Annotated in this window: 22 protein-coding genes; 11 read left to right on the forward strand and 11 right to left on the reverse strand. The window is 69.5% G+C overall.

Going from position 1 to position 24217, the window contains the following annotated elements; all coding sequences use genetic code 11:
- The coding region (locus E0H50_RS43620) for an HNH endonuclease signature motif containing protein (protein WP_202868525.1) at positions 1 to 1008 on the forward strand (1008 nt) is incomplete at its 5' end.
- A 186-nt stretch (positions 1009 to 1194) separates the two neighbouring features.
- Here the strand turns inward: E0H50_RS43620 and E0H50_RS38875 are convergent.
- A complete protein-coding gene (locus tag E0H50_RS38875) occupies positions 1195 to 2076 on the reverse strand; it encodes a DinB family protein (RefSeq protein WP_131296163.1) in 882 nt (293 codons plus the stop codon).
- Positions 2077 to 2141: 65 nt separating this feature from the next.
- Here E0H50_RS38875 and E0H50_RS38880 point away from each other — a divergent pair, with 65 nt between their 5' ends.
- A complete protein-coding gene (locus tag E0H50_RS38880; RefSeq protein ID WP_238151644.1) occupies positions 2142 to 3083 on the forward strand; it encodes a helix-turn-helix transcriptional regulator in 942 nt (313 codons plus the stop codon).
- Here E0H50_RS38880 and hrpA read toward each other — a convergent pair.
- Genes hrpA through E0H50_RS38905 form a run of 5 tightly spaced genes read right to left on the reverse strand, consistent with a single transcriptional unit; the run spans position 3080 to position 10683 of the window.
- Positions 3080 to 7120 carry an ATP-dependent RNA helicase HrpA gene (gene hrpA, locus E0H50_RS38885; protein WP_131296165.1) on the reverse strand — a complete coding sequence of 1347 codons (4041 nt, stop codon included), beginning with the start codon at positions 7118 to 7120 and terminating at the stop codon, positions 3080 to 3082. The two genes, E0H50_RS38880 and hrpA, sit on opposite strands and share 4 nt — an antisense overlap.
- 55 nt (positions 7121 to 7175) lie before the next feature.
- Positions 7176 to 7580, reverse strand: a complete 405-nt coding sequence (locus E0H50_RS38890) for a universal stress protein (RefSeq protein WP_130385540.1) — start codon at positions 7578 to 7580, stop codon at positions 7176 to 7178.
- 15 nt (positions 7581 to 7595) lie between these two features.
- Complete coding sequence (locus E0H50_RS38895) at positions 7596 to 9158, reverse strand: tripartite tricarboxylate transporter permease (RefSeq protein WP_131296166.1); 1563 nt, start codon at positions 9156 to 9158, stop codon at positions 7596 to 7598.
- Positions 9155 to 9673: a tripartite tricarboxylate transporter TctB family protein gene (locus E0H50_RS38900; RefSeq protein ID WP_238151645.1), complete on the reverse strand. Its 519-nt coding sequence runs from the start codon at positions 9671 to 9673 to the stop codon at positions 9155 to 9157. The genes E0H50_RS38895 and E0H50_RS38900 overlap by 4 nt, the downstream gene beginning before the upstream one ends.
- The gene (locus E0H50_RS38905; RefSeq protein WP_131296167.1) at positions 9670 to 10683 is read right to left on the reverse strand and encodes a Bug family tripartite tricarboxylate transporter substrate binding protein; all 1014 of its coding nucleotides are present in this window, start codon (positions 10681 to 10683) and stop codon (positions 9670 to 9672) included. The genes E0H50_RS38900 and E0H50_RS38905 overlap by 4 nt, the downstream gene beginning before the upstream one ends.
- 106 nt (positions 10684 to 10789) lie before the next feature.
- Between E0H50_RS38905 and E0H50_RS38910 the strand changes: the two genes are divergently transcribed.
- The 5 genes from E0H50_RS38910 to E0H50_RS38930 are packed head-to-tail and all read left to right on the forward strand — an operon-like array spanning position 10790 to position 15006.
- A complete protein-coding gene (locus E0H50_RS38910; protein WP_131296168.1) occupies positions 10790 to 11560 on the forward strand; it encodes an IclR family transcriptional regulator in 771 nt (256 codons plus the stop codon).
- Positions 11550 to 12761 carry a CaiB/BaiF CoA transferase family protein gene (locus E0H50_RS38915; protein WP_202868526.1) on the forward strand — a complete coding sequence of 404 codons (1212 nt, stop codon included), beginning with the start codon at positions 11550 to 11552 and terminating at the stop codon, positions 12759 to 12761. The genes E0H50_RS38910 and E0H50_RS38915 overlap by 11 nt, the downstream gene beginning before the upstream one ends.
- Positions 12758 to 13543, forward strand: a complete 786-nt coding sequence (locus tag E0H50_RS38920; protein WP_131296169.1) for a citryl-CoA lyase — start codon at positions 12758 to 12760, stop codon at positions 13541 to 13543. The genes E0H50_RS38915 and E0H50_RS38920 overlap by 4 nt, the downstream gene beginning before the upstream one ends.
- Before the next feature lie 26 nt (positions 13544 to 13569).
- Positions 13570 to 14352 carry an LLM class flavin-dependent oxidoreductase gene (locus E0H50_RS38925; RefSeq protein ID WP_131296170.1) on the forward strand — a complete coding sequence of 261 codons (783 nt, stop codon included), beginning with the start codon at positions 13570 to 13572 and terminating at the stop codon, positions 14350 to 14352.
- A gap of 6 nt (positions 14353 to 14358) precedes the next feature.
- Positions 14359 to 15006: a hypothetical protein gene (locus E0H50_RS38930; protein ID WP_131296171.1), complete on the forward strand. Its 648-nt coding sequence runs from the start codon at positions 14359 to 14361 to the stop codon at positions 15004 to 15006.
- On the opposite strand, the gene E0H50_RS38935 is transcribed toward E0H50_RS38930, so the two are convergent.
- Genes E0H50_RS38935 through E0H50_RS38945 form a run of 3 tightly spaced genes read right to left on the reverse strand, consistent with a single transcriptional unit; the run spans position 14993 to position 18407 of the window.
- Positions 14993 to 16633 carry an AMP-binding protein gene (locus tag E0H50_RS38935; RefSeq protein WP_238151646.1) on the reverse strand — a complete coding sequence of 547 codons (1641 nt, stop codon included), beginning with the start codon at positions 16631 to 16633 and terminating at the stop codon, positions 14993 to 14995. The two genes, E0H50_RS38930 and E0H50_RS38935, sit on opposite strands and share 14 nt — an antisense overlap.
- Entirely contained in the window at positions 16633 to 17511 is an 879-nt protein-coding gene (locus E0H50_RS38940; protein ID WP_131296172.1) for an SDR family NAD(P)-dependent oxidoreductase, read from the reverse strand. The genes E0H50_RS38935 and E0H50_RS38940 overlap by 1 nt, the downstream gene beginning before the upstream one ends.
- A 44-nt stretch (positions 17512 to 17555) precedes the next feature.
- On the reverse strand, positions 17556 to 18407 hold the full coding sequence (locus tag E0H50_RS38945) for a helix-turn-helix transcriptional regulator (protein ID WP_131296173.1): 852 nt from the start codon (positions 18405 to 18407) through the stop codon (positions 17556 to 17558).
- Positions 18408 to 18589: 182 nt separating this feature from the next.
- Here E0H50_RS38945 and E0H50_RS38950 point away from each other — a divergent pair, with 182 nt between their 5' ends.
- Positions 18590 to 19360, forward strand: a complete 771-nt coding sequence (locus E0H50_RS38950; RefSeq protein WP_131296174.1) for an SDR family oxidoreductase — start codon at positions 18590 to 18592, stop codon at positions 19358 to 19360.
- Here the strand turns inward: E0H50_RS38950 and E0H50_RS38955 are convergent.
- Complete coding sequence (locus tag E0H50_RS38955; protein ID WP_131296175.1) at positions 19348 to 20130, reverse strand: alpha/beta fold hydrolase; 783 nt, start codon at positions 20128 to 20130, stop codon at positions 19348 to 19350. The genes E0H50_RS38950 and E0H50_RS38955 overlap by 13 nt on opposite strands.
- 76 nt (positions 20131 to 20206) lie before the next feature.
- On the opposite strand from E0H50_RS38955, the gene E0H50_RS38960 reads away from it, so the two are divergent.
- Entirely contained in the window at positions 20207 to 21331 is a 1125-nt protein-coding gene (locus E0H50_RS38960) for a M24 family metallopeptidase (protein ID WP_131296176.1), read from the forward strand.
- On the opposite strand, the gene E0H50_RS38965 is transcribed toward E0H50_RS38960, so the two are convergent.
- The gene (locus E0H50_RS38965; RefSeq protein ID WP_131296177.1) at positions 21328 to 22308 is read right to left on the reverse strand and encodes a GlxA family transcriptional regulator; all 981 of its coding nucleotides are present in this window, start codon (positions 22306 to 22308) and stop codon (positions 21328 to 21330) included. The genes E0H50_RS38960 and E0H50_RS38965 overlap by 4 nt on opposite strands.
- Before the next feature lie 70 nt (positions 22309 to 22378).
- Here E0H50_RS38965 and E0H50_RS38970 point away from each other — a divergent pair, with 70 nt between their 5' ends.
- Together E0H50_RS38970 and soxR are read left to right on the forward strand one after the other, a co-directional pair.
- Positions 22379 to 23653: an MFS transporter gene (locus tag E0H50_RS38970; protein ID WP_238151647.1), complete on the forward strand. Its 1275-nt coding sequence runs from the start codon at positions 22379 to 22381 to the stop codon at positions 23651 to 23653.
- A gap of 46 nt (positions 23654 to 23699) precedes the next feature.
- Complete coding sequence (gene soxR, locus E0H50_RS38975) at positions 23700 to 24179, forward strand: redox-sensitive transcriptional activator SoxR (RefSeq protein ID WP_131296178.1); 480 nt, start codon at positions 23700 to 23702, stop codon at positions 24177 to 24179.
- Positions 24180 to 24217: the final 38 nt, after the last annotated feature.

Raw genomic sequence — 24217 nt, forward strand, 5'->3', positions numbered from 1 at the left:
GGGCTGTGGATCGTCCACACCGCCGACAAGATCCAGCAGATGTGGGTCACCATCCAAGCCATCGCCGCCCTCGCCAAACGCGGCACCAACCCCAACCCCGCCACCAACCCCACCACCGACGCCGGCGCGCTCGTGGATCCCGGTCTACCGGCGCCCGCGGCCGCCGGCCCAGGATCCTGGGACACCAGACCCGATCCCGATCCGGGCGCCACCCCCGACGACACCCCCGACGACACCCCCGACGACAACACCGCCACCAGCACCGCTACGAGTGCCGCTACGAGTGCCGGTGCGGGGGCGGATGCTGGCGCGGGTGCGGGTGCTGGTGCGGATGCCGGTGCGGGGAGGGATGTGCGCACCGCCGAGCAGCGGCGCGCGGATGTGGCCGCGGACCTGTTCGAGCACATCCTGCGCAACGGGCTGGACTGGCTCGACCGCCGGCTACCCGACCAGCACCGCCGCCGCCCCCACATCGAGGTCCTCGTCCCCGCCTCGACCCTGCTCGGCCTCGACAACGACCCCGCCGAACTCACCGGCTACGGACCTATCCCCGCCGAGATGGCCCGCCGCATCGCCGCCGACGGCACCTGGCGCCGGCTCCTCACCGACCCCGCCAACGGCACTGTCCTCGAGGCCTCCACCACCCGTCACGACCCGGGGGTAATGGTCACCGAGACCCTGCTCGCCCGCCACCCCGTCTGCGCGTGGCCCGGCTGCAATCGCACCTCCCGCGAATGCGACCGCGACCACCTCACCCCGTTCGCACAATCCCGACACACAACCCTGACCGGACTCGCGCCCTACTGCGAATACCACCACGTCATCAAGGACACCAAAACCTGGGGCTGGAAAACCACCGCCCACCCCAACGGCTCCATCACCCTCACCACCCCCACCGGCCACCACTACACCACCGTCCCACCTGCCCGCGGACCCATCACCCAGCAGCCCGACGCACATCCCACCGCCCGCCCCCGGCAGGCAGTTCACGACCCGCCACCGTTCTGAAGGCAGGAGGCATGCCGGCTCCGGCGCCATCACGGGCAACGCCGGCTCCGGCAAACGCCATCGCCGGCACGCTATCGGCGAACTCGGATTTCGCGATCACCGCCACAACCAGCCCGCGCAACCACGCACAACTCTCAATGCACCGACACGGCCCAGCTCTCGCCCGTCGAGCTTCGGCCACCGCTCTTAACGGGCTTCGGGCGCTGATCGGACCGTCGCGAGGTACTCCGCAACCTCTGCCTGCTTGAACCAGTTTGCCCAGCCGAGTACGTCGGCGTTGAAGCGGGGATCGGTCAGGGACAGGTCCGCGCCGTGTTCTACCAGGACGCGGAGGGTGTCGAGGGAGCCGTTGCCTGCGGCCAGATGAGCAGGGGTGAAGCCGTCCTTCGTGCGCTCGTTGACAGGAAAGCCGAGGTCGGCGAGTTGCGGGACGACCTCCCAGCGCTGGGCCGCGGCGGCTTCGGCGAGGAGGGCGGGGCGATCGGCCGGGGTGAGTTCGCCGGCGAGGGCGGCCGCGAACGGGTCCTCGGGATGGGCGCCGCGGTAGAAGTCGCGGACCGTGCCGACCTCGGCGCCGTGGTGGATCAGCTCGTCGAGGATGTGCAGCGCGAACGAGGCCCCGTCGTGCTCGGCGTACGCCCCTGCGGGCTCGCCCATCGGGCGGTCGAGTTCATCGGCGCTGACCGCGGCGAGCCGGCGGCGCCAGACGGCGTACGCGTGATCCAGAGCTGCGAGGGCGTCCGCCGCGGATGTCGGCGTCGGCGGCTGGCCGTCCTCGGCGAGAGGCTGGTGGCCGAACCAGGTGGCCGTGCGGTCCTCCTGCAGGATGTCGACGATGTGGGTGATCCGCCACGCGAGGGTGGTGAACGGCGCCGGATCCGGCGGGATTCGAAGACCGTCGGCGGAGAAGCCATCGGCCGCATACCCGCCGTCGGACGGCCGGATCGTCCAGCAGCCGTCGAACGGTTCCCAGAAGTACTCCTCGTCGGTCAGTCCTTCGACCCGGTTGCGGAGCCGTTGCCACGCGAAGTCGGAAAGGTCCAGGAGGTTCTGCGAGAGCGTCGTCATGAAATCCACCGTACGACGACCTGCGGACAGGATCGGTCCGCAGGTCGAGGCAGAATGGACGAATCATGGACACGGCGGCCCGTCTGCTCCGACTGCTCTCGCTGCTCCAGTCGCGCCCGCAGTGGGACGGCGCGGACCTGGCGGCGAGGCTCGACGTCACGCCTCGGACCGTACGACGTGATGTCACGCGACTGCGGTCACTCGGGTACCCGGTCGACGCCGAAGCCGGGATCGGCGGCGGCTACCGTCTCGGGCCCGGTGGACGGCTGCCGCCGCTGCTGCTCGAGGACGAGGAAGCGGTCGCGATCGCAGTCGGACTCCGCGTCGCGACGACCACGACGGTGTCGGGGGTTGAGGAGGCCGCGATCTCCGCACTGGCGAAACTCCACCAGGTGTTGCCGGCGCGGCTACGCGAACAGGTCGCGGCGATCGCCGCGCACACCAGTCAGCTGCCGCAGGGAGAGTTGCCGACGGTCGACGGCGAGGTGCTGATCCTGCTGGCCGCCGGGTGCCGTGACACCGAGGGGATCCGGTTCCGCTACCGCACCCACGGCGGCGACGAATCCGAGCGCAGTGTCGAGCCGCTGCAGATCGTCCACACCGGACGGCGCTGGTACCTGGTTGCCCGCGACCGGGACCGCCAGGCCTGGCGGACCTTCCGCGTCGACCGGATCACCGAGCCCGTGCTTACCGGCGCGCGCTACCGCTTCGAGGATCCGCCCGACCCGATCGCCCTCGTTGCCGAAGGCACCGGAGTGGCGCCGTGGGACATCGTCGCCCGGATCCGCGTCCAGGCTGACGCCGCCACGGTCAGCAAGGTCTTCCCTGCCCGCGAAGGCATCGTCGACCCGATCGACGCCAGCACCTGCGAACTCCGCTTCGCCGCCAACGACCTCGGCCCCCTGATCGCCCAGACCCTCCGCATCCGCTGGCCGTTCGAGATCCTCGGCCCACCCGAACTCCGCACCGCCGTCCACGACCACGGCCGCCGCCTGCTTGACTCCTAGCTGTCGGCCAGTGCCTTGCGGATGCGTTTCTCCGAGACCGGGTACGGCGTGCCGAGGGTCTGGGCGAACAGGCTGATGCGGAGTTCTTCGAGCATCCAGCGGACCTCGAGCAGTTCGGGACTCGGGTACTTGCCGGTCGGTACCGCGCGGAGTCTCTTGCGGTACTCGTCGGTGAGCATGTCGACGACGGCCATGCCGGAGCGGTCGCGGGCGGCGTTGGTGCCGAGCTTCTCCAGGCGTTGCTCCATGCCGCGCAGGTAGCGCACCAGGTCGGGCAGTCGCTTCGCGCCGGTCTCGGTGATGAACCCCGGATGAACGAGTCCTTCGAGCTGCCCCCGGACGTCCGACAACGCGGCGAGGAGAGCCGGAGAAGACGCGCGGGAGATCTGCTTGTCCACGGTTCGCGCATGCCCCAGCACCTGCTCGACCTGCTGCAGGATCGTCAGCACGGTGTCGGCGAGCTCCGACCGTACGGCGTCCCGCAGGATCGAGAACGCGGTGAGATTCCACGCCGGCCCGCCCGCCGCTGCCATCAGCTGATCGACGGCGGCCGCGATCGCGTCGTCGAGCAGTTCGCCGACGTTGCGATGCGGGCCCGCCATCAACGTCATCTTCTGCTGATTGCTCAGATTCCGTTGTACGACGTCGATCACCGAAGGCATCGTGAGGAGCAGAAGCCGCCGCGTGCCCGCCCACATCGCGGCAGCCTGGTCGCGCTCGGTCTCCTGCAGGCGGATCGCGACACTCTTGCCCTCGTCGACGAGCGCGGGGTAGCCCGCGACGGTCAGCCCGTTGCGGTGCTCGGAGAAGCTGCGGGGGAGATCACCGAACGTCCAGTCGGTCAGCCCGGACTTCTCGAGCCCGCTGACGGCCTTGGACGCGACCTGCGAGATCGCGGCCTTGGTCTTCGGCTTCAGCTTCTCCTTCAGCTTGGCGAGATCCTTGCCCTCGGCCACGGTCTTGCGCTTGTCGTCCTCGACCCGGAACGTCATCCGCAGGTGTTCGGGCACCCGTGTCCAGTCCCAGTCCTCCGGCTCGATCACCACGCCGCGCAGCTCCCGCAGTGCGCGCGCCATCGCGTCGGTGAGCGGCCCGGACGCCGGGTCGAGCTCGGGGAGGATCTGCCGGGCGTGGTCGGGCGCGGGCACGATGTTGCGCCTGATTGCCTTCGGCAAAGATTTGATCAGGGTCGTGACGAGCTCCTCGCGGAACCCGGGCACGCTCCACTCGAAGCCGTCCGCGCTCACCTGGTTCAGTACCAGCAGCGGAAGGTGCACGGTGACACCGTCGGCGTCGGTGCCGGGCTCGAAGGCGTACGTCAGGTCGAACGTCATCCCGTTCTGCGTCCAGCGCAGCGGGAACTCGTCCTCCTTCACGTCCGCGCCCTCGCGGACCACCAGCGAGCGCTCGAAGTCGAGCAGGTCGGCGTCCCGCTGCCGGGCCGTCTTCCACCAGGTGTCGAAGTGCCGGCCGGTGACGACCTCGGGGCCGAGACGCTCGTCGTAGAACGCGAACAGCGTCTCGTCGTCGACCAGCAGGTCGCGCCGCCGGGTGCGTTCCTCGAGCTCCTCGACCTCTGCGATCAGCTTGCGGTTCTCGTGGAAGAACTTGTGGTGCGTGTCCCAGTCGCCCTCGACCAGCGCGTGCCGGATGAACAGCTCGCGCGACACCTCCGGGTCGACCTTCCCGTAGTTGACCTTGCGCCGCGCGACGATCGGTACGCCGTACAGCGTGACCTTCTCGTACGCCATCACGGCACCGGCCTTGCGTTCCCAGTGCGGTTCGGAGTACGAGCGCTTGATCAGGTGCGGGGCGAGATCCTCGGCCCACTCCGGCTCGATCTTCGCGTTCACCCGCGCCCACAGCTTCGACGTCTCGACCAGCTCCGCGGCCATCACGAACTGCGGCGGCTTCTTGAACAGCCCGGAGCCGGGGAAGATCGCGAACTTCGTCCCGCGCGCGCCGAGGTACTGGTGCTGGTTCGCGGGGTCCTTCATGCCGAGGTGGCTGAGCAGACCGGACATCAGCGCGATGTGGACGCTCTGTGGGTCGGCCGGCTCGCCGCTGTTGAGTTTCACGCCGATCTGGGACGCGACCTGACGCAGTTGCGCGAAGATGTCCTGCCACTCGCGGACCCGGAGATAGTTCAGGTACTCGCTGCGGCACATCCGGCGGAACTGGTTCCCGGACAGCTCCTTCTGCTGCTTCTTCAGGTACCCCCAGAGGTTCAGGTACCCGAGGAAGTCGCTGTTCGGGTCCCGGAACCGGGCATGCGCCTGCTGGGCCTGCGCCTCGGCGTCGGTCGGGCGCTCGCGCGGATCCTGGATCGAGAGCGCGGCGGCGATCACCATGACCTCGCGAACGCAGGCGTGCTTGTCGGCCTCGACGATCATCCGGGCCAGCCGCGGATCGAGCGGGATCTGCGCGAGCTGCCGCCCGATCGGGGTCAGCCGGCCGCCCTTCGGGGTGTCGATCGCGCCGAGCTCGGTGAGCAACTGCAGGCCGTCGGTGATACTGCGCTTGTCGGGTTCGTCGATGAACGGGAACGCGGCGATGTCACCGAGCCCGATCGCGGTCATCTGCAGGATGACCGACGCGAGGTTGGTGCGCAGGATCTCCGGATCGGTGAACTCCGGCCGTCCGGTGAAGTCCTCCTCGGAGTACAGCCGGATGCAGATACCGTCGCTGGTCCGGCCGCTGCGGCCCTTGCGCTGGTTCGCGCTGGCCTGCGACACAGGTTCGATCGGCAGGTGCTGGACCTTGGTGCGGTGGCTGTAGCGCGAGATGCGCGCCGTACCGGGGTCGATCACGTACTTGATGCCGGGGACGGTCAGCGAGGTCTCGGCGACGTTCGTGGCGAGGACGATCCGGCGGTTCGGGTGCGGCTGGAAGACCCGGTGCTGCTCCGCGTTCGAGAGCCGGGCGTAGAGCGGGAGGATCTCGGTCGTCCGGCGCTCGCCGCGGAACTTGTCGTTCAGTGCGTCGGCGGTGTCGCGGATCTCGCGCTCGCCGGACAGGAACACCAGTACGTCGCCGTCCGCCTCGTACTCGAGCTCGTCGACGGCGTCCAGGATCGCCTGCGTCTGGTCGCGGTCGATCGTGCTCGGGTCCTCGGGATCGTTGACCGGGCGGTACCGCACCTCGACCGGGTAGGTCCGGCCGGACACCTCGACGATGGGCGCCGGCGTGCCGTCGGCAGCCGCGAAGTGCGCGGCGAACCGCTCCGGGTCGATGGTCGCCGAAGTGATGATGACCTTCAGGTCCGGACGGCGGGGGAGCAGGCGTTTGAGGTACCCGAGGATGAAGTCGATGTTCAGGCTGCGCTCGTGCGCCTCGTCGATGATGAGCGTGTCGTAACGGGTCAGGTCGCGGTCGCGCTGCAGTTCGTTCAGCAGGATGCCGTCGGTCATCAGCTTGACCAGCGAACGCTCGCTGACCTTGTCGGTGAACCGGACGGCGAAACCGATCGTCTCACCGAGCTCCGAGCCGAGCTCCTCCGCGATCCGCTCCGCGACCGTGCGGGCGGCGAGCCGGCGGGGCTGGGTGTGGCCGATCATCCCGTGCACGCCGCGGCCGAGCTCGAGGCAGATCTTCGGGATCTGGGTGGTCTTCCCGGACCCGGTCTCGCCCGCGACGACCACGACCTGGTGGTCCCGGATCGCGGCCGCGATCTCGTCCTTCAGCTGGCTGACCGGCAGCTCTTCCGGGTACGTGATCTCGGGCACGGCGTTGCGCCGTACGTCGACCCGCCGCTCGGCCTGCTCCACGGCCCCGGCCACGCTCTGCAGCTCGGCGGCGCGCTTGCGAGCATCCGTCGTACGCCGAACCCGCTCGAGCCGCCGCCCGAGATGCTCCCGGTCGTACGCCGTCAAACCGTCCAGCCGAGCCGCGACCTCGCCGAGGTTCACGTCGGTGACAGCAGTCTGATCCGAGGAGGGTTTCCGCCCACCACGCCGCCGCGACGGACGCCGCCGCTTCGCTGGGTCCTGGGAGAGGGCTGGGGTAGGACTCGTGGACTCGGTCCGGGCATCAGGCATAACCAGACCAGTTTAGGCGGCCCACCCCAGCACCTCATCCGGATTTCACTTGTGCTCAGTCGTGGGGTGACGGGACCTTCACCGCGAGGACCGGGACCGGGGACTCGAGGAGGACGCGTTGGGCGGTGCTGCCGAGGATGAGTTTGCCGACCGGGCTGCGGCGGCGCAGGCCGAGGACGATCAGGCCGACGTCCTCGGCGGCGGCCGCCTTGAGGAGCGCGCCGGCCACGTCGCCCTCGGAGACTGCCTGCTGGATCGTCACCTCGACGCCGTGCTCGCGCAGCTTGGCCTCGGCGGCTGCCAACTCGTCGGCGTTGGCGTAGCGGGCGTCGATGTAGGCGTCGCCGCGGCTCGTGTTCAGCAGCAGGATCGAGGCCCCGCGTAGCTCGGCCTCGGCCGCCGCAGCGGTCAGCGCCGCCTCACCCTCGGGCGTTGGTACGTATCCGACGAGAATCTTCACGGGCCCACTCTCCCATCAATCGTCCTCGCCGAAGGTCAGGCGGTCGCGGGTGGGCCGGGTGCCGCGGATCCGCGCGACGATCCGGGGCAGGTACGGGACGAACAGCGCGAGCACCGTCAGCACGATGATCACCGCGCTCAGCGGGCGGGTCACGAACACGCTCGCGTCGCCGTTCGAGATCACCAGCGCCCGGCGGAACTGTTCCTCCATCGTCGGCCCGAGGATCACGCCGAGGATCACCGGCGCGATCGGGAAGTCGAGTTTCCGCATGAAGAACCCGGCCACGCCGATCACCAGCGCCATCAGCACCTCGTAGCCGGAACCGGACAGCGAGTACACCCCGAGGCACGCGAAGACCAGAATTCCGGCGTACAGCAACGGCCGGGGGACCTTGAGGACCTGGACCCAGATCTGGATCAGCGGCAGGTTCATGATCAGCAGGATCAGGTTGCCGATGTACAGCGACGCGATCAGCGTCCAGACCAGGGTGCTCTGGTCCTCGAACAGCTGCGGCCCCGGCTGCACGTTGAAGATCTGGAACGCCGCGAGCATCACCGCGGCCGTCGCCGACGTCGGCAGGCCGAGGGTCAGCAGCGGTACGAGGACGCCCGAGAACGACGCGTTGTTCGCCGCCTCCGGTCCGGCCACGCCTTCGATCGCGCCGTCGCCGAACTCGTCCCGGCCCTTCTTGCGCGCCTGCCGCCGCTCGATCGAGTACGACAGGAACGTCGGGACCTCGGCGCCGCCGGACGGGATCGCCCCGAACGGGAACCCGAGCGCGGTGCCCCGCAGCCACGGCTTCCACGACCGCCCCCAGTCCGACTTGTTCAGGTACCCGGTCCGCAGCCGGCCCTTCTCGAGTACGGCGGGACGCTCCGGCGTGGACCGTAGCTTCGAGGCCACGTGCAAGGTCTCGCCGATCGCGAACAAGCCGACGATCACGATCACCACGTCGATCCCGTCCAGCAGCCGCAGCGTGCCGAACGTGTACCGCGGCGCGCCGGACAGGCTGTCCAGACCGATGAGCCCGATGAACAGCCCGACCACCAGGGACAGCAGCCCGCGGACCAGCGAGTGCCCGACGAGCGCGGTCACCGCGACCATCGCGAGCAGTGTGATCGCGAAGTAGTCGGTCGCCTGGAAGTGGCTCGCCAGGCTCCCGATCGGCTTCGCGACGAACGTCAGCAGCACCGTCGAGATCGTCCCGGCCACGAACGACCCGATCGCCGCGGTCGCCAGCGCCGCCCGGGCCCGGCCCTTCAGCGCCATCTTGTGACCCTCGATCGCGGTCGCCACCGAGGCCGACTCGCCGGGGGTGTTGATCAGGATCGACGTGGTCGACCCGCCGTACATCGCGCCGTAGTAGATCCCGGCGAACAGGATGAACGCGCCGATCGGGTCGGAGAAGTTGAACGTGATCGGCAGCAGCAGCGCGATCGTCAGCGCCGGGCCGATCCCGGGCAGGATGCCGACGAGCATGCCGAGCGTCACGCCGAGGATCGCCCACAGCAGGTTCATCGGATCGAGCACCGTGCCGAAGCCGTGCAGCAGGTCGCCGAAAACACTCAAACCGATCACAGGCCCAGCACCCCTCCCGGCAACGAGATGTCCAGGAACTGCGTGAACGCGATGTAGACGACGACGGTCAGTACGACGGCCACGATCGCGTCCCGTACCACCTGCCTGCTACCGAGCACCCGGGCCGCCGCGAAGAACAGCAGTGCGGTGGCGATCACGTACCCCAGCGGGACCACGAGCAGCGCGTACAGCACCAGCAACGCAGACACCGCCACCGGCTCGAACCAGGTCCGCCCGCTCTCGCGCGCAGTCCTAGGCGCCCGCAAACCCTCCACCAGGTAGGCGATCGAAAGGACCAGCCACGCGACCGTAACGAGCAGCGGGAAGAAGCGTGGTCCCGCCGGGTCCAGCCCTTTCGGGCTCCGGATGTCGAAGACGCCGATCAGGAACGTCGTACTCAGCACGATCAGCACGAGGGCGGCGATGATCCGCACCAGCCGCGACGCCTCGACCTCGACCTCCGACGCCTTGACCGTCTCAGCCGGCGTGTTCACTGACTCTTCCGAGGTGCTCACAGGATCCGCAGCTCCTTCTCCAGCGCCTGGACGCGAGTGGTTTCCTCGGCGATGAACCTGGTGGCGTCGTCACCGGTCTTGAAGAAGTCGGTCCAGCCGTTCTTCTTCCGGATCTCGGCCCACTCCGGCGACTGGTTCACCTTCGTCACGAAGTCGATCAGCCGTTGCCGGTCCGCGGCCGGTACGTCCGGCGGCGCGACGATCGCGCGCCAGTTCTGCACCTCCGCGTCGTACCCCTCGGACTTCATCGTCGGGAGCTGCTTGCCGTTGAGCGTGACCGGCTCGGTGCCGGAGGTGGCCAGGACGCGCATCTTCCCGGCGGTGATCTGCTCCTCGAACTCGCTCAGTCCAGAAATGCCGACCGTCACGTCGCCGGACAGGATCGCCGCGGTCGCCTCGCCGCCGCCGGAGTAGCTGATGTACTTCACCTTCGACGGGTCCGCGCCGGCTGCCTTCACCAGCGTGCCGGCGGTGATGTGGTCGGTGCCGCCGATCGTGCCGCCGCCCCAACTCACCTTCGACGGGTCGGCCTCGTACAGCTCGACGAGGTCCTTGAGCGACTTCAGCGGCGAGTCCGACTTCACCACCAGCACCTCCTGCTCGGCGGTCAGCGTCGCGATCGGCGTGGTGTCCGAGACGGTGATCTGGGACTGGTTCAGGGTCAGGGCGCCGACCATGACCAGGCCGGTGATCATCAGCGTGTGCGGGTCCTTGCGGTTCTTCGTGACCAGCTTGGAGATGCCGACCGCGCCGCCGGCGCCGGTCACGTTGACCACGGAGACCGCTCGCTCGCCGAGCAGCTTCTTCTCCTGGACCACGTGCTGGAACTGCCGGGCGGTCAGGTCCCAACCGCCACCAGGCGCGGCGGGGACCATGATCTCGACGTTGCGGCTCGGGAAGTCGCCGGCGACGCTGCCGCCGTCGAGCGTCTTCTCCAGGGCCGAACACCCGCTGACCAGCAGGCTGACGGCCAGACCCGCGGCGACCAGCACCGTGCGGGGTCGCGACATGAGCAGTTACCTCCTGAGGGCGAGGGGAACTGTCGGCGACCGTAGCAGCATTCCACCAGGAGGTACAGAGATTCCGTTGGGTGGCACGCCGGGTTATGGTCGGGCCATGAGTGAAGGTGACGGAGTACGGAGTGTGCACCGGGCGCTGGACCTGCTCGAGCGGTTCGACGACGAGCATCCGACCTGGTCGCTGGCGGCGCTGACCGCGGCGAGCGGGCTGCCGAAGACGACGGTGCTCCGGCTCGTGACCACGCTCGAGCAGCGCGGTCTGGTCGCGGCGATCGGCCCGGGCAAGTACGCGATCGGCCCTGGGTTCCTGCGCTGGTCCCGGCTGAGCAGCGCGACGATGGAGATCCCGCCGGCGGTCCGCGCGGCGATGGGCAAGCTGTCGGCCGACACCGGCGAGACCGCGAACCTGTACATCCGCGTCGGCCGGACCCGGGTCTGTCTCGCGCAGGCGCCCGGCACGTTGAGCGTCCGGCACATGGTGGTCGTCGGGTCGTCGATGCCGCTGTGGGGCGGGGCCGCGTCGAAGGTGCTGCTGACGGATCCGCCGGTGCTCGACGTCGACCCGTCGCTGATCGAGGAGCTCGCGCTGGAGGCGCCGCGGCAGCCCGGGTTCGCGAAGAAGCTGCGGGCGGCGGTGACGGATGCGGCGGCGCGCGGTTTCGCGGTCAGCCACGGTGAGCGTGAGCTCGGCGCGTCGGGTGTCGCGGCCCCGGTACGGCGTACCGACGGGCGGGTCGTCGCGGCGATCGCGATCGGCGGGCCGACGACCCGGTTCAGCGACGACCGGTTGCCGCCGTACATCACCGCCGTACGACGCTGCGCCGAAACCATCCTGCGAACGGGCTGGAGCGGTTTCAGTGCCTCCTGACGCTGATCTGCTGGCCGGTGTGCGGGTGCTTGATCTGACGAATGTGCTCGCGGGGCCGTTCGCCGGGTACCAGTTGGCGCTGATGGGGGCTGAGGTGATCAAGGTCGAGGTGCCCGGCTCGGGGGATCTCGCCCGGAACCTCGGCGGCGACCCGGACCTGTCCAAGGACGGGCTCGGCGTCTCGTTCCTCGCCCAGAACTCGGGGAAGCGCTCGCTCACGCTCAACCTGAAGAGCGCCGCCGGCCGCGAGGTCTTCGAGCGGCTGGTCCGCGAGGCGGACGTGCTGCTGGAGAACTTCCGCCCAGGAGTACTCGAACGGCTCGGTTTCCCGGTCGACGTACTGCGGTCGCTGAATCCGGGGCTGGTGTACTGCGCGGTCTCGGGGTTCGGCCAGACCGGGCCGATGCGCGGTCGGCCGGCGTACGACCAGATCATCCAGGGACTGTCCGGGATCATGAGCGTCACGGGAACCGCGGAGACCGCGCCGATCCGGACCGGATTCCCGATCGCGGACACGCTCGGCGGATACGCGGCGGCGTTCGCGATCTCCGCGGCGCTGGTGAAACGGGCCCGCACCGGCGCCGGAAGCTTCCTCGACGTCTCGATGCTGGAAACCGCGGTCGCCGCGATGGGCTGGGTGGTCTCGGACTACCTGGTCGCGGGCCGCCAACCCGGTGCCATGGGCAACGAGAACGCGACCTCGGCGCCGTCCGGCACGTTCCGGACCGCGGACGGGGCACTGAACATCGCGGCGAACAAGCAGGAGCAGTACGTCGAACTGTGCACCCTCCTGAACCGCCCCGAACTCGTCACCGACACCCGCTTCACAACTCGCGAGTCCCGCAAAGCACATCGGATCGCGCTGACGGAAGAACTCGAGAAGACGCTGACGCAGAAGTCCGCCGCGCACTGGGACGAGTTGCTCGCGAGTTCCGGCGTACCTGTCGCTCCGGTGCTGACCGTCGAGCAAACGCTCTCGCTGCCGCAGCTCGCCGACCGCCAACTCCTCCACGCGGTTGAGATGCCCGACGGCCGCGACCGCGAACTCCGCGTCCTCGGCAGCAGCGTCCACGTCGATAGTGCCTCAGTCGGACCGTCAGCCCGTCCGCCGAGGCTGGGTGAGCACACGGACGACATCCTCACCGAACTCGGCTATACCCCGGACGAGATCGGCACCCTCCGCGCGGAAGGAGCAGTATGAGCAGCGAGTCGGCTGACTGGTGGAGTACTGGGATCTCGGATATTCAGCCTGGGGTGATTCGGTTCCACGGGTATCCGGTGGAGCAGCTGATCGGTGGGGTCACGTTTCCGCAGATGATCTGGCTGATGGTCCGTGGTGAGCTGCCGACGCCGGGTGAGGCGCGGCTGGTGGAGCAGACGCTCGTCGCCGCGGTCGACCACGGGCCGCAGGCGCCCTCGATCGCGGCCGCCCGGATGGCCGCGTCCTGCGGTCTGGCGCTCAACAACGCGATCGCCACCGGCGTGAACCTGCTCGGCGACGTCCACGGGGGCGCCGGACAGCAATGCCTCGAAGTCCTGTACGACCTGCGACGCACGGTCGACGCCGGCACCGACCCCACGACCGCCGCGCAGGACCTCGTTGCCTCGTACAAGGAACGCAAGGCGTACGTCCCGGGCTTCGGGCACCGCTTCCACCCGCACGACCCGCGCCGCGATCCGCTGGTCGCCGCCGCCCAGCAAGCAGTTGCCGACGGCACCATCACCGGCCGGCACTTGGAAGTCGGCATCGCCCTGGAATCGGCCCTCGCCCCGATCCCGATGAACGTCGACGGCGCCACCGCGATCATCTACGCCGAGCTCGGCCTCCCCGCCGAACTGGCCCGCGGCCTCTTCATCCTGTCCCGCTCCGTCGGTCTCCTCGCCCACGCCCGCGAACAACAACAAGAACCGACCCGCATCAAAGGCCCCCTGCCGAAAGCAGTCATCCCGACCTACACCGGCCACCCGCCGCGCTCACTCTGACCACTCGGCCGGTTAGGGTCGGGCGCATGGTCGAGCTGCAGGTGGTTCTCCCGGACGAGTCGGCGACGATGCCGCCCGAGCGACTGGTCGAGCTGGCGATCGCCGCCGAGGACCTGGGGTACGGCACGGCCTGGTTGCCCGACCACCTCCTGCCGCCGGGCGAGTTCGGCTCGACGTACGGCGGTGTGTACGAACCTCTTGTCACGATCGGGTACCTGGCGGCGCGCACAAGCCGCATCCGGTTCGGCACCTCGGTGCTCGTCCTCCCGATGCGCAGCCCGTATGTGGTCGCGAAGCAGGCGGCGACGCTGCACCGTCTGTCCGGCGAGCGCGTCGTCCTGGGGATCGGCGCGGGGTGGGCGAAGGCCGAGTTCGCCGCGGTCGAGGCCGTGTTCGAGGAGCGCGGACGCCGTACGGACGAGTCGCTCGCGATCATCCGTGATCTGTTCGAGGGCCGGGATCGCGGCGGGGTGTTCGAGCCGAAACTCCGGGCGCCGCTCCCGCTCATGATCGGTGGCACGACGGTACCTGCGTTGCGCCGCGCTGCGCGGTACGGCGACGAGTGGCAGGGGCTCGGTCTCGATGGTGCCGGGTTCGCGGCGGCGGTCGCGCGGCTGAGGTCCTTCGGTGACCGGCCGATCAAGGTCGGGACACGACTCGACTGGTCCGCCGGCGATCCCGAGCCGGTCGTCGCGGCAGCGCGTGAACTCGTCGACGCAGGAGCCGAGACGCTGGCGGTGTCGTTCGGTGACGAGCAGACCGCGCTGGACCGGATCACGCGGTTCCATGACCTGTTCACGGCGGGCTGAGCTCAAGTGACGGTGTGGATGCTGGACAAGTCCGCGGAGTGGGTTGCGGGGGCGGAGTCGGAGACCGGACAGTCCAGCGACGCTGTGTGGGCCTCGCAGTTGTTGAGCGATGACCTGATGCGCTGGTCTCGGTGGTGGCTCGGGCTCGGCGCCTTCGTCGTCGCGTTCTTCGCGGCGGGGACTGCTGGGACGCTCGGGATGCTGCTTGTCCTCGACGGCTCCGACGACGAGGGTCCCGTGGTCGTGGTCGTCGGCATCCTCGTGGTCGCGGTGGCGACGCTGGCGGGCTGTGGGGTCGTGCTGTGGCGGCTCCACCGATCTGGGCGTCGGCTGGCGCGGGCACTCCGTTGGTGGCTTGGGCTCAGAGCTGTCGCCGTCCCCAGCCGGGGGTTCGCCGGGTGGCTCGCGCCGCGGGCCGTGCTGTTCAAGCCTGTCGTGTTCGTGCGCGTCCTGACGGCGACGCTGTCCGGCCTGATCGGGATCTTCGGGCTGAGCATGATCGGGTACTCCCTCACCCAGGAGGCGATGCTGCTGCTCGCATCGATCCTGTGGGGGCTATTGGGCACGGCATGCTGCGTCGGTCAGCTGGGCGGAGTCATGCGGCTCGTCTGCGGGCTCGCCGACGACGACCCGCTGTGGTCTACGGTGGGCTGAGCTTGCCGCGCAGGACCTTGCCGGTCGCGTTGCGCGGGAACTCGTCCAGTACGACGATCTGGCGCGGTGTCTTGTACCGCGCGAGATTCGCCTTCACGTGCGTCAGCAGCTCGTCCTCGGTGGCCGGCGAGTGGAGTACGACGTACGCGATGAGCCGCTGGCCGAACTCGTCGTCGGGGACACCGGCGACGACCGCCTCGGCAACCGCGGGGTGTGCGGCGAGGCACTGCTCGACCTCGACCGGGTACACGTTCTCGCCGCCGGACACGATCATGTCGTCCTCGCGCCCGTCGACGAACAGGCGCCCGGCGGCGTCGAGATGGCCGAGGTCGCCGGTGCTCATCCGGCCGTCGACGACGGTCTTGCTCGAACCGTCGGAGTACCCGCCGAACACCAGCCCGCCGCCCGCGAAGATCCGCCCGGTCGTGCCGGTCGGCGCCAGGCGGTCGTGGTCGTCGAGGATCCGGATGGTGCTGCCGAGACACGGCCGCCCGACCGTCCCGGGTGCGGCGAGCAGGTCGGCGGAGGTCGCGATCGTGGCGATGCCGACCTCGCTCGATCCGTACGCGTCGCACAGCACCGGTCCGAAGCGCTCGATGAACCGCTCGGCCAGCGGCGCACCGAGCTGGGACGCGCCCGAGATGACGGCTCGCAGCGAGCGCAGGTCGTACTCCGCGATCTCCGAAGGACCGAGGTCGAGCAGCCGGCGCAGCATCACCGGTACGGCGACGATCGCGCCCGCTCGGGTTGCTTCGACGTCGGCGAGCAAGGTGGTCGGGTCGAACCGCGGTCGCAGGACGAGCGGTGAGCCGAGGAACAACGCCAGCATCGAGGTGAGGAGCCCGAGCCCGTGGAACAGCGGCGGACACACCACCATCGGCTCACCCGCCCGCAACCCGAAACGGCTCAGCGCACTCCCTGTCAGCCCCGCCAACCCCGCCGCGGTCGGCACCCGAGGCGCCGCCTTGGGCGTCCCGGTAGTCCCCGAGGTCAAGATCGTGATGTGCCCAGCGGCCCCGGGCACTGGCGCCGCCGACGCCACACTCCCAGCCAGACCATCCAAACTACGAACTTCACCAACCGATTCATCGGGGGTGGACAGGATTGCCTGGATACCTGGGGGTGGGGTGAATTCTGGGTCGTGGATGAGGAGGTCCGGGCGGTTGCGTTCGAGGACCGCTGCGAGTTGTGGTGGCGCGAACTCGGTGTTCACGAACAGGACGTCGGCGCCGACCCGGGACGCCGCGAGGGTTGCCTCCAGGAAGCCGCGATGGTTCCGGCACAGCACCGCGACCTTGCTCCCGGCAACGATTCCGTAGTCCGCGTGCATCCCGGCCGCGATCCGCTCGCACCGCCGATCCAGCTCCGCGAACGTGATCTCGTCGTCGCCCGTGATGACGGCCGCCCGCTCCGGATACCGGATCGCGGCGATCACCCCGAGCGCCGCCATCGACTGACCCCAGGTGCGCAGTGCCCGCTCGATCCGCACGAGCTGCGCCGGCCCGGCCGACTTCCACACCCCGGACCTGACCAGCGCGATCGACAGCTCGCCGACCTCGGCTGCGCTCCGCACCAGCCACTCCGGCGGTCGCAGCGGCCCGATCGGGCGGATCGGCCGGATCGTCATCATCGCTTCTTCCCGCCTCCCGTACGCCGGAAGTACTGCTCGAGCATCCGATCCGTCGGCACCCGCAACAGGTTGCCGAGGGCATCGGCCGGCCGAACGAACGGCGGCGTGATGTTGTGCGGCCGCTCCGCCACCGCCGTACACACCTGGTCCGCCGCCTGCTCCGGCGTGAGCCCTGGCATCTTGTTGAGCAGCGGCGTCGGCTCACTCATGCGCGTGTGCACCAGACCCATGTAGATCGTCGAGGTCGTCACGCCGTCGCCGCGGACCTCCTGCGCTACGCAGCGCAGCCACACGTCGAACGCGCTCTTCGACGCCAGGTACGCCGACCAGCGGGCCATCGGCGGCGTACGGACGCCGGCCGTCGACACGTTCACGATGTGACCGGACCCGCGCTCGCGCATCGACGGCAGCAGTTCGAGCACGAGCTTGGCCGGCCCGAGGTAGTTCACCGCGTTGGTCCGCTCGATGTCGTGGAACCGCTGGTACGTGTCCGCGATCGATCGCCGGATCGACTTGCCGGCGTTGTTCACGAGCACGTCGACCCGCTCGTGCTCGGCCAGCACCGTCCGCACGAGTTCCTCGATCGCCGCCGGATCCGCCAGGTTCGCCGGATACACGTACGCCGTCCCGCCCCGCGACCGGATGTCGTCCGCCACGAGCTGCAGCTGGTCCGCCGTCCGCGCCACGAGCAGCACCGTCGCCCCAGCAGCGGCCAGCCGACGCGCGGTCGCCTCACCGATCCCGTACGACGACCCGGTCACCAGAACCACCTTGCCCCGAACCGCCGCCGCCAGCCGCTCGTCGGAGACTCCGGCCCGCCCGTTGGTCAACGCGACGAGCAACGACCACCCCAGAGGACGCTTCCGAGTCACCATGCGCCCGACATTACCCGCTGGTAGCCGTCCGCGGCAGGTGTGATTCAGCCGGTCGTCGATTGCGGAGCGATCCAGCTGGACAGCAGGCGCAGACTGTCGGCCGTCGGTGAACCCGGTTCCACTTGGTAGACGCACAGGGTCTGCTCGACGTCACCCGGTGCCTGGAACGACTCGTACGCGAAGTCGAGATCGCCTGCGACCGGGTGGTGGTAGATCTTCGAGCCATGCGTCCGGCGCAGGACCTGGTGGTCGTTCCACCAGCCGGTGAACTCGGGGCATTTGAGTGTGAGCTCACCGACGAGGTCGGCGAGCTGACGGTCGTTCGGGTACCGGCCGGCTTCGAGACGAAGCATCGCGACGGTTTCGGCGGCGATCCGCTCCCAGTCGCCGACGCGCTCACGGGCCTCGGGATCGAGCAGGTAGTACCGCGCGAGGTTGCGGCGCGTCGCCGGCATCGCGTCGAAGTCCGTCAGCACCGCACGCGCGAGCCGGTTGGTCGCGAGCACATCGGTACGCCGGCCGAGGATGAACGCGGGTACGTGCTCGAGCGTCTGGAGCATCAGGTGGAGACCCGGCCGGACGCGCTGGGGTGCCGCCGGCGTACGACGTACCGGGGGCCGGCGCTGCAGGAGGTCGGTGAGGTGTTCGCGCTCGACCGCGTCGAGCTGGAGCGCGCGAGCGAGAGCGTCGAGGACCTCGGTGGACGGATTCCCAGCGCGCCCCTGCTCCAGCCGGGTGTAGTACTCCGTGCTGACGCCCGCCAACCGCGCGACCTCGTCGCGCCGCAGACCAGGGACGCGCCGCCGGCGTCCGTCCGCGGGCAGGCCGGACCGGTCGGGTGCGATCGCGGCTCGCCGCGACCGCAGGAAGTCGGCGATCTCCGTACTGCGTTCCATGTCCCCAGTGTGATCGCACACCCGTGTTCGTCAGGTGCGGCTAGGTGGCCCTGCTGGTACCAGCCTTGCCGATGCCTGCCTGGACAAGGCCTGCTCGAGCGCTCCGAACGCCTTTCCTGACTGGTGTCCTGGATCAGCGGACGGCGTTCGCCGGACGCGACATCTCGAAAGGTACTCATCACATGTCTGTTCACAGTAAGCCCCTCGCGGGCCGGGTCGCGGTGATCACCGGCGCATCGAGCGGCATCGGCGAGAGCACGGCCGAGCACCTGGCCGGACTCGGCGCGACCGTCGTGGTGCTGGCCCGGCGCGCGGATCGCCTCCGCGAGCTCGTCGCCCGGATCGAGAAGGACGGTGGCCGCGCTCTTGCGCTGGCCGTCGACGTCACCGACGCAGCAGCGGTGCAGGCGGCGGCCGATCGGGTCGACGCCGAGCTGGGTGGTGCCGACCTGCTGTTCAACAACGCGGGCGTCATGCTCCCCGCACCCGTGGAGGAGCGCGCGACCGGGCAGTGGCAGCAGCAGATCGACCTCAACATCGGCGGCCTGATGAACGTCATCGGCTCTTTCACGCCGCAGCTGGTCACAGCCGCTGCCGAGCGTGGCGTGGCGGATCTGATCAACACGTCGTCGATCGCGGCGCAGAACATCTTCCCGAACTTCGCCGTCTACTCGGGCACCAAGGCGTACGTCACCCACCTGTCCCGGCATCTGCGCGCCGAGCTCGGCCCGAAGAACGTCCGGGTGTCGGCTCTCGAACCGGGCATCGTCGGCACGGAGCTGCAGGGCCACGTGACCGATGAAGGCGCGCGGCAGTGGCTGGACGGCGCCAGGCAGACGATGGAGTGGCTGACCCCGGACGATGTCGCACAGGCGATCGGCTTCATCGCCACGCAGCCGCCCCGGGTCAACTTTCAGCAGGTCACGATCATGCCGACGGCTCAGACGAGCTGAACGCGCTGGAGCCATTCGGCCACCAAGGCGCCGAAGAGCGCGGGTTGTTCGAGTTGGAGGTTGTGGCCGGCGATGTCGAGGACGGCGTAGGTGGCGCGCGGGTAGTGGGGGAGCAGTTCGTACAGGTCCTCGTACCCGGTCACGGCGTCCTGCCGTCCGCACATGATGAGGGACGGTCCGTCGTACGGCGGGCCGCTCTCCGGGGCCGTCGTGAGCGCCCAGTTCTTCTGGATCCGATCCATCGCGGCCGTGTCGGCGACGGCGAGACCGGGCGCGACATCCGAGCGGTACGCCGCCAGCGCGGCCGATGTCTGGACGACGGCGAGATCGGTGAAGTCCTCACCCTCTTCGAGCGATTCGAGCACGCCGGGCTCGGTCCGCAGTACGACGTGCTCGGGCAGCTTGCGGTCCTTGTGCCAGAGCTGGCCGGTCGGGCAGATCATGGCGAGACCGCGGATCTGCGACGGCCGCTCCGCCACCAGCCCGCGGGCGAGGTATCCGCCGTACGACTCGCCGATCAGCAGGAACGGCTCGTCGCCGATCTGCTCGTCGATGAACGCTCGCAGCGCCGCCATGATGCCGTCGGAGCTGTCGATGTCGCCGGCCGGGCTCTGACCCATCCCGGGCAGATCGGGGTAGAGGCGGCGGTAGCCGGGCAGCTGGCTGAAGACCGGTTCGAGACAGCCGGTCATCAGCCGGTGGTCCGGTGTCCAGCCGTGCAGTGCCAGAACGGGTACGCCGTCGCCGTGGGACACGAAGTGCAGTGCCATGAAATGCCTTTCGCCGAGCAGGGTTGGAGCGAAACCCAGTTGTAGCAAGACGTTCCGACAGTTTTAGAGTCTGGGCATGGCCCGTCGCTCAGCACTCCCTCCCGTCCATGATGCCGCCGTCCTGCGCGCCCGCCTGGACCGCGCCCGCGAGGCCGCGGCCGGTACCGGCCTGGTGATCGCGCCCGGCTCGGACCTGCGCTATCTGATCGGTCAGCCGGGTGGCTCGTTCGAGCGCCTGACGGCTCTGGTGATCCCGGCCGACGGCGCCCCGGCGCTCGTCGTGCCGAAGCTCGAAGCGCCAGGTTTCGACGGGCTCGAGGAGCTCGGGGTCGAGGTCCTCACGTGGGTGGACGGGGTCGACCCGTACGCCCTCGCAGCGGAGCGGTTGGGTGGTGCCGAGCGCGTCGCGGTCAGCGACTTCACGCCGGCGCTGCACGTTTTCGGGATCCGGGACGCGCTGCCGAAGGCGGAGCAGGTGCTGGCCGGGCCGATCGTCCGTGAGTTGCGGATGCGGAAGGACGCGGCGGAGATCGCCGCGCTGCGGAAGGCGGGCGCGGCGATCGACCGCGTGCATGCCCGCGTCGGCGAGTGGCTGCGACCCGGCCGGACCGAGGCGGAGGTCGGTGCCGACATCGCGGCCGCGCTGGTCGAGGAAGGCCACACCGAAGCGGACTTCGTGATCGTCGGCAGCGGCCCGAACGGCGCGAGCCCGCACCACGCCCTGTCCGACCGGGTGATCGAGACAGGCGACGTCGTGGTCGTCGACATCGGCGGTCCGGTGGCCGAGGGCTACAACTCCGACTCGACCCGCACGTACGCCGTCGGCAACCCGCGGGACGCCGACATCGCCGCGACGTACGCCGTACTGCAAGAGGCTCAGCAGGCCGCGGTGGATGCCGTCCGGCCCGGGGCGACCGCGGAGTCGATCGACGCCGCCGCGCGGGACGTCATCACGGCAGCGGGCTTCGGTGACTACTTCATCCACCGCACCGGCCACGGAATCGGGCTGGACGTCCACGAGGAGCCGTACATCGTCGCGGGCAACGACCTGCGACTGGAGGAAGGGATGGCGTTCAGCATCGAGCCGGGCATCTACCAGGCCGGTCGGTGGGGTGCGCGCATCGAAGACATCGTTGTGGTGACCTCGGACGGCGTCGAGTCGATGAACAACCAGCCGCATGACCTGGTGGTTCTGACCTAGCCTGCCCGGAAGGTCTTGCGGTAGGCGAGTGGGGAGACGCCCAGCTCGGATCGTAGGTGGTGGCGCAGGGAGGCCGCCGTACCGAGGCCGGCCTCGTCAGCGACTCGGTCGACGGACAGGTCGGTGGTCTCGAGCAACTGGCACGCGTGGCGTACGCGCTGCTGCAGCAGCCACGTGCCGGGGGACTGGCCGGTCTCGGCCTTGAAGCGTCGGCTGAACGTGCGCACGCTCATCCGCGCGTGCTCCGCCATCGCCGCGAGGCTGATGTCGTCAGCGAGCCGTTCGAGCACCCAGGCCCGCGTCGGCGACGTACCTTCACTGCCTTCCTCGGGTACGGCGCGCTCGATGTACTGCGACTGCCCGCCGTCGCGCCACGGCGGTACGACGCAGTGCCGGGCGGCCCGGTTGGCGACCTCGCTGCCGAAGTCGCGGCGGATCAGGTGCAGACAGAGGTCGACGCCCGCGGCCAGGCCGGCGGAGGTGAGTACGTCGCCGTCGTCGATGAACAGCTTGTCCTCGTCGAGCTTGACCTGCGGATACACGCTGCGGAACAGCTCCGCCCGCCTCCAGTGCGTCGTCGCGGGCCGCCCGTCCAGGTAGCCGGCGGCGCCGAGGACGAACGCGCCGGTGCAGATCGAGGCGATGCGCGTACCCGGCCGGATCGTGGCGAGCGCGGCGGCGAGATCGTCGGGCAGCGTGCCGTCGTACCGCGGCTGGGGGATGTAGGTGCCCGGGACGATCACCGTGTCCGCTTCGGCGAGCGCCTCGGGGCCGTAATCGGGGACGAGGTTGAAGCCGGCGCCCGCCCGCACCGGTCCGCCGAGGCCGCAGATGCGGACGTCGTACAACTTGGTGCCGTCGGCCTTGGTGGCGGCGCCGAGGACGGTCGGCGGGATGGTCAGGTCGAATCCGACGACCGGCTCGAGCGCGAGCACGGCGACGATGTGCGGACCGACGGCGGCCAGATGACGACGCATGGCCATATCTTGACACATGTTGTCTGTCTGGCCACTAGTTCGATGACGGTCGAACCGTCACTCTGGTCCGGTGACGCAGATTCTGGAGACGAAGAAGGCCCCGCGGGTGCATCTTGCCTGGGCGGTCGCCGTGGTCGGGTTCGTGACGCTGATCGGTGCGGCCGGGTTCCGGTCGGTGCCGAGTGTGCTGCTCGATCCGCTGCACGAGGAGTTCGGGTGGTCGCACGCGACGATCTCGGCGGCGGTGTCGATCAACCTGCTGCTGTTCGGCGGGATCTCGCCGTTCGCGGCAGCCCTGATGGACCGGCTCGGGCTGCGCAAGGTGGTCAGCGGCGCACTGGTACTGATCGCGCTGGGCAGCGGCCTGACCGTCTTCATGACCGCGTCCTGGCAACTGCTGCTCTGCTGGGGTCTCCTGGTCGGCGTCGGCACCGGGTCGATGTCCATGACCTTCGTGGCGACGATCACCGGGCGCTGGTTCGTCCACCGCCGCGGTCTGGTGACCGGGATCCTCACAGCGGCCGGTGCGACCGGACAGCTGATCTTCCTGCCGCTGATCGCGTCGCTGGCGTCGAACTACGGCTGGCGGGTGCCTGCTCTCGTAGCAGCCGGTGCAGCGCTGGCCGTCGTACCGCTGGTGCTGTTCTTCCTACGGGACTACCCGAGTGACGTCGGCTTGCGTGCGTACGGCGCTCCGGAGGGCAGTACTGCGGGGCAGCGGGTTGAGACGACCGGTAGTAGTGCCATGCGAGCGCTGAACGCCCTGCGGATGGCGGCGCGGCGGCCGGCGTTCTGGATGCTGGCGGGTGGTTTCGCGATCTGTGGCGCGTCGACGAACGGTCTGATCGGGACGCACTTCGTGACGGCGGCGCACGACCACGGTATGCCGGTCACGACTGCCGCGTCGCTCCTCGCGCTGGTGGGTGTGTTCGATGTGGGCGGGACGATCCTGTCCGGGTACCTGACCGACCGGTGGGACCCGCGGTACCTGCTGATCGCCTACTACTCGCTGCGCGGCCTGTCCCTGCTGGTCCTGCCGTCGCTGCTCGGACCGACAGCTGCGCCGAGCACCTGGGTGTTCATCATCTTCTACGGACTGGACTGGGTGGCGACCGTGCCGCCGACGGTGGCGCTGTGCCGCGAGTGGTTCGGTGAGGACGGGCCGATCGTGTTCGGCTGGGTGTTCGCGTCGCACCAGGTCGGTGCCGCGCTGGCCGCGACGGGTGCCGGTGCGATCCGGGACGCGCAGGGCAGCTACAACCTGGCGTGGTACCTGGCCGGCGGGCTCTGCGCGGCGGCCGCCTTGATGTCCGCGAGCATCGGACGCCGCCTCGTCACCACCTGACTCCGTCCGCTAGCCTCGACATAAGTTGAGGTTGGAGGGATGAGCGATGGACATCGAGCCGGGTGAGTTGACGGTCGGGCAGCTGTCGCAGCGCAGTGGCGTGGCGATCTCGGCTCTGCACTTCTACGAGCGGCAGGGGCTGATCCTCAGTCGCCGTACGTCGGGGAACCAGCGGCGCTACAAGCGGGACACGTTGCGGCGGGTCGCGTTGATCAGGATCGCCCAGCGGGTCGGCGTACCGCTGGCGGAGGTGGCCGCGATCCTCAAGCTGCTGCCGGAGAACCGCACGCCGACGCGCGCCGACTGGGAGCGCATCTCGGAGTGCTGGCAGGCCGAACTGGACCGTCGCATCGTGCACCTCGAACAGCTCCGCGACGACTTCAAGGACTGCGTCGGCTGCGGCTGCCTCTCGCTCGACCGCTGTGCCCTGGCCAATCCGTACGACGCCCTTGCCGCACAAGGGCCCGGCCCGCGCCGTCTGATGAGTACCGAAGGCGAACCCTGCCACCCGGGCAAGTGCGCCTGACGTTATCCACAAGGCCAGGGCCGGACCGAGCGGACTGG

Source organism: Kribbella sindirgiensis, from assembly GCF_004331435.1.
Classification (GTDB): Bacteria; Actinomycetota; Actinomycetes; order Propionibacteriales; family Kribbellaceae; genus Kribbella; species Kribbella sindirgiensis.

Excerpts from the sequence above, each read along its gene's own strand:
- E0H50_RS38910 (WP_131296168.1), top strand. The coding sequence starts at position 10,790 with ATGAGTGAAGGTGACGGAGTACGGAGTGTGCACCGGGCGCTGGACCTG.
- E0H50_RS38960 (WP_131296176.1), top strand. The coding sequence starts at position 20,207 with ATGGCCCGTCGCTCAGCACTCCCTCCCGTCCATGATGCCGCCGTCCTG.
- E0H50_RS38945 (WP_131296173.1), bottom strand. The coding sequence starts at position 18,407 with ATGGAACGCAGTACGGAGATCGCCGACTTCCTGCGGTCGCGGCGAGCC.
- E0H50_RS38950 (WP_131296174.1), top strand. The coding sequence starts at position 18,590 with ATGTCTGTTCACAGTAAGCCCCTCGCGGGCCGGGTCGCGGTGATCACC.
- E0H50_RS38925 (WP_131296170.1), top strand. The coding sequence starts at position 13,570 with ATGGTCGAGCTGCAGGTGGTTCTCCCGGACGAGTCGGCGACGATGCCG.
- E0H50_RS38920 (WP_131296169.1), top strand. The coding sequence starts at position 12,758 with ATGAGCAGCGAGTCGGCTGACTGGTGGAGTACTGGGATCTCGGATATT.
- E0H50_RS38875 (WP_131296163.1), bottom strand. The coding sequence starts at position 2,076 with ATGACGACGCTCTCGCAGAACCTCCTGGACCTTTCCGACTTCGCGTGG.
- hrpA (WP_131296165.1), bottom strand. The coding sequence starts at position 7,120 with ATGCCTGATGCCCGGACCGAGTCCACGAGTCCTACCCCAGCCCTCTCC.
- E0H50_RS38935 (WP_238151646.1), bottom strand. The coding sequence starts at position 16,633 with ATGACGATCCGGCCGATCCGCCCGATCGGGCCGCTGCGACCGCCGGAG.
- E0H50_RS38955 (WP_131296175.1), bottom strand. The coding sequence starts at position 20,130 with ATGGCACTGCACTTCGTGTCCCACGGCGACGGCGTACCCGTTCTGGCA.
- E0H50_RS38965 (WP_131296177.1), bottom strand. The coding sequence starts at position 22,308 with ATGCGTCGTCATCTGGCCGCCGTCGGTCCGCACATCGTCGCCGTGCTC.
- soxR (WP_131296178.1), top strand. The coding sequence starts at position 23,700 with ATGGACATCGAGCCGGGTGAGTTGACGGTCGGGCAGCTGTCGCAGCGC.
- E0H50_RS38905 (WP_131296167.1), bottom strand. The coding sequence starts at position 10,683 with ATGTCGCGACCCCGCACGGTGCTGGTCGCCGCGGGTCTGGCCGTCAGC.
- E0H50_RS38880 (WP_238151644.1), top strand. The coding sequence starts at position 2,142 with ATGGACACGGCGGCCCGTCTGCTCCGACTGCTCTCGCTGCTCCAGTCG.
- E0H50_RS38940 (WP_131296172.1), bottom strand. The coding sequence starts at position 17,511 with ATGGTGACTCGGAAGCGTCCTCTGGGGTGGTCGTTGCTCGTCGCGTTG.